The following is a 10,807-nucleotide window of genomic DNA, read 5'->3' on the forward strand; positions in this document are numbered from 1 at the left end:
AGAAACCCCTATGCCCCTCCTGGCCCTGGTCACGGCACCCGACCCGAACCTCGCCCTGGTGCTCAAGGTCCTGCCCGCCCTCGTCGTCATCCTGATCACCTCGGCGATCTGCGGCCGGCTGGCGCTCATGGTGATGCAGCCGCGGGTGCTCGGCGAGATGGTCGCCGGCGTGCTGCTCGGGCCGACCCTGTTCGGCTGGCTGTTCCCCGAGGCCCAGGCCGCCCTGTTCCCGCCCGAGGTGCGGCCCGTCCTGTACGTGCTGAGCACCATCGGCCTGACCCTCTACATGTTCCTGGTCGGCGCGGGCCTCGACCACAGCGCCCGCACCCCCGGCGAGGTACGCAAGGCGTCCGTGCTGGCCGCCTCGGGCATCCTGCCCTCGCTGGCGCTCGGCGCCGGCGTGGGGCTGCTCCTCTACGACACGCTCTCGCGCCCGGACGTCAGCCCGTGGCACTTCGCCCTGTTCGTCGGCGGCGCGCTGTCGCTGACCGCGTTCCCCATGCTGGCCAGGATCCTGTACGAGCGGGGCCTGGAGAACTCCCCGATCGGCCGGCTCACCCTGCTGGCGGCCTCCATCGACGACGCCCTGGCCTGGTGCGTCCTGGCCGTCCTGTCCGCCGTGCACCTCGGCACCGGAGCCTCGGGAGCGCTGCCCACCATCGCGCTGACCGCGCTGTTCGCCGTCGTCATGCTCAAAGTCGTCGCCCCGCTGCTGCGGCCCATGGGCAGGACCGTGGCCCGCACCGGCCGGCTCGGCCCCACCGCCATGTACGCCGTCATCCTCATCCCGCTGACGGCCGGCTGGCTGACCGACTGGATCGGCGTGTACGCGGTCTTCGGCGGCTTCTTCGCCGGCCTGGCCATGCCCCGCGACCCGGCCTTCCGCGAGGTGCTGCACGGCCGCATGATGGAGGTCGTCTCCACGCTGCTGCTGCCGACCTTCTTCACCTTCTCCGGGCTCAACACCCACCTCGGCGGCATCGCCGGCGGCACGATGCTGCTGGCGTTCGGGCTGATCCTGGCCGCCGGGTTCTGCGGCAAATACTTCGGCTGCGCACTGGCGATGCGGGCGATCGGATTCGGCCGGCGGGAGTCGTACGCGGTGGGCGGGCTCATGAACGCCCGCGGCCTGATGATCCTCATTTTCATCAACATCGGCCTGGCCCAAGGCATGATCACGCAGGAGCTGTTCGCCATGCTCGTGCTCGTGGCCGTGCTCACCACCGCCGCCGCCCTGCCCCTCTACAAGCTGGCACTGCCGGATCGCCTCGAGCGGACGCTTGAACCTTTCGCGGAAAACGCCGTCCGTCCGGTCCAATCCGGAATGGCCTCGCAGGTCAGCCCCCCTGTGCCGGTTTCCGAACAGAGTGGACCTGGTAATTCCACGACCATGGTGTAAACGTGGTCTGGTGGCTGGGACATCGGGCACGGCCGACCTGCCCTCCCGTCGGCTGCTGCTGATCGAAGATGACCGCGAACTGGGGCACATGCTGGCCGACCTGTTCACCGAGCAGGGATACACGGTCGATCTGGCCTTGGAGGGGCAGCGGGGACTGCACCTGGGCCTGAGCCGCGGCTACGACGTGCTGATCGTCGACCGCGGCCTGCCCGCCCTGGACGGAATCGACCTGCTGCGGCGGCTGCGCCGGCAGGCGGTGACCACGCCCGCGCTCGTGCTCACCGCCTTCGGCACGGTCGCCGACCGGGTCGCCGGACTCGACGCGGGCGCCGAGGACTACCTCGTCAAACCGTTCGACGTCGAGGAGCTGCTGGCCCGGGTGCGGGCCCTGCACCGCAGGCACCTCGACCAGGCCGGCCTGCTGCCGCTCGGCGCGGGCTGGCTGGACTCCGAGGCGCACCTCGTACGGCTGCCGAGCGGGGAGCAGGTGACGCTGTCCGGGCAGGAATGCCGCTTGCTGCGCGCCCTGGCCACCCGGCCGCGGCAGGTGCACACCCGCCGGTCGCTGCGGCAGCGGGTCTTCGACGGCGCCCAGAAGGAATCCATCGTGGACACCTACGTGTACTACCTGCGCAACAAGCTGGGGCAGGGGGTCGTGTGCACCGTGCGCGGCGTGGGGTATCGCCTGGGTGAGCTGTGAGGGGCCGGTGGCGGCCCTTCGTGGCCGACCCGGGCCACGATCCGGAGCGGCGGCTGCTGGGCCGTGCGCGGCGGCGGCTCACCGTGCAGGTCGCCGGCGCGATCTCGGTCGTGCTCGCGCTGGTCGGCGTGCTCGTCCTGTGTTTCATGGAGCATCAGCAGAGCTCCTCCGCGCGGCGCGAGCTGGCCGCCGCGGCCGAGCGCGCCGACGTCGCCCAGCCGCCGTCGTGCGTGTGGTTGTACGAGCAGCGCGGCGGCACCGTACGGGCCTCGCCGGGCGCCCCGGCGGCACTGCCGGTGCACGCGGAGCTGGACCGGGTCGGCCGCGGCGGCCAGCCGCAGGTCACGCAGGCCGAGCTGGCGGGACACACCTACCTGATCCGCACCCAGCGCCGCGGCGACGCCGTCGTCCAGGCCGCGATGGACCTGCGTTACCAGGCCGCGGAACGCAGCAGGCTGCTGCGTACGCTCGCCGCCGCCGAGATCGCCGGCCTGCTGGCCGCCGTACTCGTCGGCCAGGTCATCTCCCGCCGCGCGATCGCCCCGCTCGGCGAGGCCCTGGCCCGGCAGCGGCGCTTCGCCGCCGACGTCAGCCACGAGCTGCGCACTCCGCTGACCCGGCTCAGCACCCGCGCCCAGCTGCTGGCGCGCAGGATGCGCGGCGGCACCGACCCCATCCTGCTCATCGACGAGGTGGACCAGCTCGTCACCGGCTGCAGGCAGCTCGGGGAGGTGGTCGAGGATCTGCTGCGGTCGGCCCAGCACAAGGAGCTGCGCCGGCCGTTCGGGCCGGTGGACCTGGCCGCACTGGCCGCCGAGACGGCCGAGGCCGAGAGCGCCCGCGCCCAGGCGCGGGGCGTGAGCATCGAGGTCAGGTGCGAGGGCTCCGGCGACCACGTCGTGCGCGGCGTGGAGTCCGCGCTGCGGCGGGTGGTCTCGGCGCTGCTGGACAACGCGCTCGGCCACACGAGCCCCGGCGGCCACATCTGGGTGACGCTCTCCAGCGACGCCGGCGTGGTGCGGTTGACGGTCAGGGACGACGGCGTGGGCCTCGACCCTGCCGACGCCGAGCAGCTGTTCACCCGGTTCGTGGGCGGCGGGTACGGGCTCGGGCTCGCGCTCGTCCGGGAAGTGGTGGACGGTCACCACGGCACCATCACCGCGGACGGCCGCCCCGGAGCGGGTGCCGTCTTCGTCGTCCGGCTCCCCGCGGACACCACGGGCCCGCCGCCCCGCCCCGAGCCGGAGCCCGCGCGGAGCTCGCGTAGGGATCCGCTGCCGGGGTAGCCGGAAGCGGATGCGCATCGAGGACTGGTTCCTCACCGCGGAGGAACGGGGTAACCAGGCGACCCGGCTCGAGCCCTGGTCGCCCGGCAACGACGTGCGCCCGCTCGTGCATGGCGCCACCTACTTCGCCGAGCTGAAGTCCCGCCTGGAGGCGCTGGGCAAGGATGACCTGCTGCTGTTCGCCGACTGGCGCGGCGACCCCGACGAGCGCCTCGCCCCCGACGGGCCCACCGTGGGCGCGGCGATGACGGCCGCGGCCGAGCGCGGCGCCGTCGTCCGCGGTCTCATCTGGCGCTCCCACCTGGACCGGCTGCGTTTCAGCTCGGCCGAGAACCGCCACCTGGGCGAGGAGATCGAGGTCGCCGGGGGCCAGGCCCAGTTGGACACGCGCACCAAGCCGGGCGGCTCCCACCACCAGAAGTTCGTCATCCTGCGCCACGACCGCGACCCCGAACGGGACGTGGCCTTCGTCGGCGGCATCGACCTGTGCCACAGCCGCCGCGACGACGCGGGCCACACCGGCGACCCGCAGTCCGCCCCGATGCCCGCCGCGTACGGCCCCCGCCCGCCCTGGCACGACGTCCAGCTCTCCATCAGCGGCCCCGCGGTGGCGCAGGCGGCGGAGGTGTTCTATGAACGCTGGCAGGACCCGGCCCCCGAGACCCGCGATCCGCTGCGTCGCCTGAGGGACCACGTCGAACGCCTCGACGACGCCCCCGCCCTGCCCGCGCCCGGACCGCCACCGCCCCGCGCCGGCCACCACACCGTGCAGCTGCTGCGCACCTACCCGGCGCTGCGCCGCGGTTACCCGTTCGCGCCGCACGGCGAGCGCAGCATCGCCCACGCCTACCTCAAGGTGCTGGCCCGCGCCCGCTCGCTGATCTACCTGGAAGACCAGTACCTGTGGTCGACCGACGTGATCGAGCCGTTCGCGCGGGCACTGGAGCGCCAGCCGGGGCTCCGCATGATCGTCGTCGTGCCGCGCCACCCCGACCAGGACGGCTGGTTGGCCGCTCCCGCCAGCCTGATCGGCCGCGCCGACGCGGTGCGGCGGCTGCGCGCGGCCGGCGGCGACCGGGTGACCGTCTACGACCTGGAGAACCACGCGGGCGCCCCGATCTACGTGCATGCCAAGGTGTGCGTGGTGGACGACGTGTGGGCCGAGGTCGGCTCCGACAACGTCAACCTGCGTTCCTGGACTTACGACTCCGAGCTCAGCTGCGCGGTCCTGGACGAGCATGAGGACCTGCGCCCACCCCGCGGCGCGCTGCGGTTCGCCCGCGACCTGCGGCTGACCCTCATGGCCGAGCACCTGGATCTGCCCTCGGACGAACACGACCGGTTGTGCGATCCGGTCGCCGCCTTCGAGGCGTTCGCGCGTGCCGCGTCCCGCCTGGAGGACTGGCACCGGCGCGGCGGCACAGGGCCGCGACCGCCCGGCCGGCTGCGCCCGCACCCGGCCCCGACCCTGTCGCGGCTCCAGAGACTGCTGGCCCTGCCGATGTACCGGTTCGCCATCGACCCGGACGGCCGCCCCCAGCCTCTGCGCCACTCAGGGCGTTTCTAGCCCGCCGCCCGCATCCGACGCTCCTCCTCCGCCGTCTGCCGGGCCTCCGCCGTCCGCCGCGCCACTGCCGCTCCCTTAGGACGGGCGCCGAAGTGCGGCGTGCGGGGTACGGGATGTGGGACGTCGCCGCCGCCAAAGGGCTCGCACCGGCGTGCGGCCCCGGTCGGGGGGACGTGTCGGGACATGGGCTACTGTGCGGCGGATGAGCGGACGAGGAGTTCTCATCACCGGCGCGTCCAGAGGAATCGGGCGCGCGATCGCGGCGGCGTTCGCCGAGCAGGGCGACCGGGTCGCGATCCACCACCGGGACTCGGCCGCCGAGGCAGGCGACCTGCTCGGCGGGCTGCCCGGCCAGGGCCACGCCGTCGTCCAGGCCGACCTGGCCGACCCCGAGGACGTGCGGCGCATGACAGACGCGGCGGCCGGGGCGCTCGGGCGGATCGACGTCCTCGTCAACAACGCCGGAATCTTCCTCCACCACCCCATCACCGACCTGACCTACGAGCAGTGGCAGGCCGCCTGGCGGCGCACCCTGGACGTCAACCTCGCCGGCGCCGCCAACGTCACCTGGTGCGCGCTCCAGCACATGCCCGCCGGCGGCAGGATCGTCAACGTCTCCTCGCGCGGCGCCTTCCGCGGCGAGCCCGACAGCCCCGCCTACGGCGCCAGCAAGGCCGGGCTGAACGCGTTCGGCCAGTCGCTGGCCATCGCCCTGGCGCCGCGCGGCATCGCGGTCGCCACCGTGGCGCCCGGCTTCGTCGAGACCGACATGACCAACGAGCACCTCAAGGCGCCGCGCGGCGACGCGATCCGGGCGCAGAGCCCGTTCGGCAGGGTGGCGCGGCCGGAGGAGATCGCCGCCGCCGTGCTGTATCTGACCTCGCCGGCCGCCGAATGGGCGAGTGGCGCCGTCCTCGACCTGAACGGCGCCTCCTACCTGCGCTGACCTGAGAAAGCACTGATCTTCGCGGAATCCGCGGCTATTGTGGCACTCAGGGCACTACGCGAACTCGCTCAGAGGGGGACGGTGTGGCCAGAGGCTGCGGCTTGGCGCTGGCGTCGATCGCCGCCTTCAGCGCGGTCGTCGTCACCGGCATCACCCTCTACGTGTGGGTCGGCCCCCCGGACGTGGTCCTCGCCGTGCTGCTCGCTCCGCTCATCCTGTGTGGCATCGTCGTCGGGCACGACGTGTCCCGGCGCAGAGCGTTCGCCGCCGAGGAGCGCCGCCTGCTCGCCAGGGAACGGGACCATGTCAGGCGCACCGTCGATCTCGTCATGGACCCGGCGCTGACCGAGGAGGAACGCCTGGCCGTCCTGGACTGCTTCATCCCCAGGCTCGCCGAGGACCAGCCGGACGCGCCCGGCCCGGAGCGGTGCGTGGTCGTGTCCGAGCTGTCCCTGCCCTCGCGGGCCCTGCTGGAACGCGCCAGGCAGGCCGTGAGCACCGTCTACTCCTCCCAGGTCATGCGCCGCCGCCTGCTGGACGGCCTGGCCAACGAGGTGCTGCTGCCCGGGCAGCTCTGGGAGATCGCGACACTGCTGCGGACACAGACGCACCTGCAGGAAGAGCAGCACCGGGCCAGGCAGGGCGTGGTGACGCCGGAGCTGCTGGCGGTGCTGGAGCCCCAGCAGGAGGCGCTGAACCGGTCCGTCGCCGCCGTCACCGCCAGGGTCGAGGGCCTGGAGCGGTACGCCCGCCGCGTCCAGGAGGCCGACGCCGCCCTGCGGGCCCGCGAGGCCCTGGACAACAACGAGAAATACCGCGCACTGCTGGCCCACACCGACGACGCCGACGGGATGCGCGCGCTGGCCGCCCACGGCGACGCGCTGGAGGAGACCCTGGCCAAGAGCGTCCGCGAGGCCATCGAGGCGGGCCAGACCCTCGCTCCCTGACCCGTACCGGTTGGGTCAAATCATCGTGTTCTGCCTATGCCGGATCATCCGCTCGTGCCTAAAGACGCGGATCAACCGGGTCAAGCGTCATCGACAACGACGAAACGCCCTGGCGACCATGAGAGGGACGGCCCTCGAAAGGAGATCTCCGCACCCCGCACGGCGAAGACCGCACATCCTGGCCACGGGAGAAGGAGACGGCATGAGCGAGAAGCACGGGCTCATGGTGCTCGGCCCGGCATTCCTGGCAGTCCTCGTTTATGGATCGCCGGCACTGGCAGAGGAGGAGCCCACCGAACCGGAATCCACGGTGACGGCTGACGACAGGGAGAAGCCGTACGGCTTCAGGATCCCGCCGCGGCCGCGGGAACGGCAGGAACCGCCCTCCGCACCCATCGAGGAAACGTCCGTCAAGATGAGGAAGGACGAGCGGGACGCGGTTCAGGTGGTGAACGAGTTCTGGGTGCGGAACTGGCCGAAGAACTTCACCGGGCCCTACAAACCGCCCACCGTGGTGGGTCCGTATGATCCCGCCTCCCCTGACCGGCCGACGTGCGGCGGCGAGCCGCTGGGCGCGCAGACCGCAATCTACTGCGGCGGCGAGGCCGACTACATCGCCTGGGACAAGGACTTCATCGAAGGGATCCCGAGCGAGGAGGGGAACACGTTCCCGTACTTGGTGGTCGCCCACGAATGGGGACACGCCATCCAGCAACGCATCCCGGGACAGGTCTGGAGGGGCTACGAGCTGCAGGCGGACTGCCTGGCCGGTGCGACGCTCGCCGGAGCGCACGAGGAGGGCCGGCTCGAGTGGGAGCCTCGAGATCCGGACAAGCTCTCCAGGGCTCTCACCCGGATCGCCGACAGTCATCCCTGGTCGAAGCCGGAGCATCACGGTGACGCCGAGCAGCGCGTCGCCTTCTTCGACCTGGGTCAGGAAGGCGTCCAGGCCTGCGTTCAGGAGCCGTGAACTCACCCACCGAATCCGTGGCGGGCGATGCGAGAGGCGCCGCATCGCCCGCCACTGCGTTGCGCACACCGGGAGGCGGCCGGGCGGACCCTGCAAGCCTTTCGCAAGTCGTCCCTCCTACGCTCGGTGCCCTCGGCAGCCACGGGAGACGAAGCCGGCCGCCGGGCTGTATCTGACGCCCATCAAGACGCTCTGACTCCTTGAGCGACTTGAGGCGACGGGACCAGCGAAACGGGAGACTTCATGTCCGACTCTCCGATGACCGCGGACGACGTGCTGCGCATCGCGGCCTACAAGGACCGCAGCCCGGCGCTCGAGGCCATGGTCATCGCCTACGCCTACCACCGCGTCGCCGGCGACCTGGCCGAGCACCTCGGCAAGGACGCCAACAACTGGTACTGCTACGCCACCTGGACCTCCAAGGCGGTGGGCGAGAGCCTCGACCTCACGCCCGCCTCGCCGTTCATCGAGGACTTCGGCCGCAAGCTGCGGGTGCCGCGCCGGTTCCGCCGGCTCTTCCGCGCCACGCTGCTCACCCTGCTCGGCCCCAGCTACCAGCTCGGCCTGGCGCTGGCCAACCGCGCGATCTTCCTCGAGACCGCGAGCCTCGCGGTCAACCTGTGGAACGACACGCCGGACCGGTTCCTGAAGGTGAGCCCGGAGTCGGACCTGACGCCGACGCCGCCCGAGTTCCTGACGGAGCTGCTGGAGCAGGCCGACGCCCGCTATTTGAAGGACGCGGCGCATCTGCTGCTGGAGGCCAAGGAGGCGACCGACCCGGCGGTGCGGGCCGAGCTGATGCTGGGCGCCAACATCGCGTTGTCGGCGTACGAGCAGAAACGTGCCCAGAAGGCCCTGGAACTGGTGCTCTACCGGCCGGTCAGGTGGCTGACCCGGGTGTCGTGGCGGTCGCTGCGTTCGATGATCATGCGCCGCCCGTTCCCGAGGTTCCGCCTGTACGCCGCCCGGCACGAGGACCAGCCGTGGCTGACCCGCACGCTGGAGGAGCTGTGGGCCGGGCTCTACACCCGCCACCTGTTCGCCGTGCAGACGCCGCTGAGCGACGTCAAGGTCGGCAAGCCGCTGACCGCGCCCGCGGGCGTGGACATGGCGAAGGTGTGGGCGCCGATCCAGCACGAGAAGGTGCGCAAGCTGGCGGAGGAGTTCATCACCGAGGACCAGGAGGCGTCCACGGCCGGGGTGGCCAACTGGGTGTCCTACCCCGACCGCATGCGCTTCATCGTCAGCTATTTCCGCGTCTACCAGCACGTGCGCGCCCTGTACGACGTGCCGTTCGACGACAAGGTCGCCGACGGGCTCGCCGAGGAGATGCGCCGCGGCCTGGTGCCGCAGGCCGTCAGCGAGATGTTCAAGAACGACCCCGCCCTGCCCACCGTCCGGCGCAAGGTCTACCGCTACCCGGCCGAGACGGACCCGGACGCGTACGAGATGGCGCACTTCGACTTCGAGCCGTTCCTGGAGGCGATCCCTCTTGACTCGGCGACCACATAGTTCAGTCCAGGAAGTCCCTGGTGATCTCGCGGGCCTGGAGGAGCCCGCGTAGCTTGGCGAAGCAGCGGGCTCGGGTGGGCCCGATGCTCCCTACCGGCCTGCCCAGCCTGCGGGCCACATCCACGTAGTGCGGCTCGGAGGTTTCCGTGAGCGCCCTGAACAGGACCCGCTGCGCGTCCGGCAGCGCCTCGACCAGCTCGTCCAGCGTGCCGGCCAGCCACGCCCTGGCCAGCTCCTTGTCCACGTCGTCCGTACTGCCCAGCGTGTCCAGGTCCGGGGTGCAGATCTCCTTCGTCTTCTTGGTGAGCTTCAGGCACTCGCGGAAGGCGATCGTGGCCAGCCAGCCGGCCATCCGCTGCCCGTCCGTCACGCTCTTGAGGTTCTGCCAGGCCAGCAGCCAGGTGGTCTGCAGCACGTCCTGGGCGTCCTCGTGGCCGAGCCTGAAGCGGCGGATGCGCGCCTTCAGCATCGGCGTGAACTCCTCGACCAGCCGCTCCCAGGCGAATGCGTCGCCGTCCTGCGCGGCCGACACGAGCGCGCCCGTGTCGAGGCGTTCGATGGTGTCCAACTGCATGTCCGACTCCCTGCCGGTCCGGGTACTCGGGGGGTCACTTCCGGCCGGCTACCCCACAGTCCGCCGGAAGATCGGCCGGGGCTGTTTCGGGCGTGACAGTCTGAATGTGGTCCTCGTCACATTTCGTAGATCGCTTACCGGATACTGTCCGGGCGTCGATTGCGGCCTAAAGTTCTTGCATGAACGGGCGCAGCGGGGCTCCACAGGACATCCAGCCGGTCGCCGCCGTGCTGGCGGAGATCCCGCTGTTCCGCGTACTCGGAGACAGCGGCATCCAGAGCACGGCGCGGGCCGGGCTGGCGCGGAGATACCGGTCCGGGCAGATCATCTTTCATCAGGGGGACCCGGGGGAGTCTCTCTACGTGCTGCTGGACGGCCTGGTGAAGGTCGTGTTCACCACCGAGCACGGCGACGAGATCGTGCTCAACATGCTCGGCCGCGGCGACACCTTCGGGGAGATGGCGCTGCTGGACGGCTCGCCGCGCTCGGCCTCGATCGTCACCGCGCGGCCGTCGTGGGTGTTCGCGCTGCCCAGGGCCCGGCTGCTGGAGCTGATGCGGGAGCATCCGGGGCTGGCCGACGAGTTCCTGCGCATGCTCGGGCACATGGTGCGCAGGCTCACCGGCCAGGCGGCCGATCTGGCCTTCCTGGACCTGGGCGGGCGGCTGGCGAAGCTGCTGCTGCAGCTGGCCGGCAAGCACGGCACCACCGAAGGCGTGGTGGATCTGCCGGGGCTGACGCAGTCGGATCTCGCCGCGCTGATCGGCGCGACGCGGCCGGCGGTCAACCGGGCCCTGCAGTCGCTGGTGTCGAGGCGCCTCATCGCCATCGAGGGCCGGACGATCACGCTGCTGGACGTCGCCGCCCTGCGCAAGCGGGGTGGGCTCTGACCGAATCTGGAGTACG

At 71.5% G+C, this 10,807-nt stretch carries 10 protein-coding genes; 9 read left to right on the forward strand and 1 reads right to left on the reverse strand.

Annotated features, from left to right (window positions below):
• Positions 1-10: 10 nt before the first annotated feature.
• The 8 genes from OHA25_RS32080 (at position 11) to OHA25_RS32115 (ending at position 9,327) form a co-directional block, all read left to right on the forward strand.
• Positions 11-1,399 (forward strand): cation:proton antiporter, encoded by a 1,389-nt coding sequence (locus tag OHA25_RS32080; protein ID WP_327580685.1) that lies wholly within the window; start codon positions 11-13, stop codon positions 1,397-1,399.
• Positions 1,400-1,409: 10 nt separating this feature from the next.
• Positions 1,410-2,099: a response regulator transcription factor gene (locus tag OHA25_RS32085; RefSeq protein ID WP_327580686.1), complete on the forward strand. Its 690-nt coding sequence runs from the start codon at positions 1,410-1,412 to the stop codon at positions 2,097-2,099.
• Positions 2,096-3,385 carry a sensor histidine kinase gene (locus tag OHA25_RS32090; protein WP_327580687.1) on the forward strand — a complete coding sequence of 430 codons (1,290 nt, stop codon included), beginning with the start codon at positions 2,096-2,098 and terminating at the stop codon, positions 3,383-3,385. Before OHA25_RS32085 ends, OHA25_RS32090 begins: the two co-directional genes overlap by 4 nt.
• 10 nt (positions 3,386-3,395) lie before the next feature.
• Positions 3,396-4,952: a phospholipase D family protein gene (locus tag OHA25_RS32095; RefSeq protein ID WP_327580688.1), complete on the forward strand. Its 1,557-nt coding sequence runs from the start codon at positions 3,396-3,398 to the stop codon at positions 4,950-4,952.
• A 202-nt stretch (positions 4,953-5,154) separates the two neighbouring features.
• Positions 5,155-5,898, forward strand: coding sequence for an SDR family NAD(P)-dependent oxidoreductase (locus OHA25_RS32100; RefSeq protein ID WP_327580689.1), 744 nt, complete (start codon positions 5,155-5,157; stop codon positions 5,896-5,898).
• An 83-nt stretch (positions 5,899-5,981) separates the two neighbouring features.
• Positions 5,982-6,845 (forward strand): hypothetical protein, encoded by an 864-nt coding sequence (locus tag OHA25_RS32105; protein WP_327580690.1) that lies wholly within the window; start codon positions 5,982-5,984, stop codon positions 6,843-6,845.
• A gap of 202 nt (positions 6,846-7,047) precedes the next feature.
• A complete protein-coding gene (locus OHA25_RS32110) occupies positions 7,048-7,815 on the forward strand; it encodes a hypothetical protein (RefSeq protein ID WP_327580691.1) in 768 nt (255 codons plus the stop codon).
• 243 nt (positions 7,816-8,058) lie between these two features.
• Positions 8,059-9,327, forward strand: a complete 1,269-nt coding sequence (locus OHA25_RS32115; protein WP_327580692.1) for a hypothetical protein — start codon at positions 8,059-8,061, stop codon at positions 9,325-9,327.
• A 1-nt stretch (position 9,328) separates the two neighbouring features.
• Here OHA25_RS32115 and OHA25_RS32120 read toward each other — a convergent pair whose 3' ends face one another.
• Positions 9,329-9,901, reverse strand: a complete 573-nt coding sequence (locus OHA25_RS32120) for an RNA polymerase sigma factor (protein WP_305921635.1) — start codon at positions 9,899-9,901, stop codon at positions 9,329-9,331.
• A gap of 179 nt (positions 9,902-10,080) precedes the next feature.
• On the opposite strand from OHA25_RS32120, the gene OHA25_RS32125 reads away from it, so the two are divergent.
• Positions 10,081-10,791: a Crp/Fnr family transcriptional regulator gene (locus OHA25_RS32125; protein ID WP_327580693.1), complete on the forward strand. Its 711-nt coding sequence runs from the start codon at positions 10,081-10,083 to the stop codon at positions 10,789-10,791.
• The last annotated feature ends 16 nt before the right edge of the window (positions 10,792-10,807 follow it).

Origin of the sequence: Nonomuraea sp. NBC_00507 (assembly GCF_036013525.1) — a bacterium.
Taxonomy (GTDB): Bacteria; Actinomycetota; Actinomycetes; order Streptosporangiales; family Streptosporangiaceae; genus Nonomuraea.

Coding starts and splice junctions, on each gene's coding strand:
- OHA25_RS32125 (WP_327580693.1), top strand. CDS start 10,081: ATGAACGGGCGCAGCGGGGCTCCACAGGACATCCAGCCGGTCGCCGCC.
- OHA25_RS32120 (WP_305921635.1), bottom strand. CDS start 9,901: ATGCAGTTGGACACCATCGAACGCCTCGACACGGGCGCGCTCGTGTCG.
- OHA25_RS32100 (WP_327580689.1), top strand. CDS start 5,155: ATGAGCGGACGAGGAGTTCTCATCACCGGCGCGTCCAGAGGAATCGGG.
- OHA25_RS32110 (WP_327580691.1), top strand. CDS start 7,048: ATGAGCGAGAAGCACGGGCTCATGGTGCTCGGCCCGGCATTCCTGGCA.
- OHA25_RS32115 (WP_327580692.1), top strand. CDS start 8,059: ATGTCCGACTCTCCGATGACCGCGGACGACGTGCTGCGCATCGCGGCC.
- OHA25_RS32095 (WP_327580688.1), top strand. CDS start 3,396: ATGCGCATCGAGGACTGGTTCCTCACCGCGGAGGAACGGGGTAACCAG.
- OHA25_RS32080 (WP_327580685.1), top strand. CDS start 11: ATGCCCCTCCTGGCCCTGGTCACGGCACCCGACCCGAACCTCGCCCTG.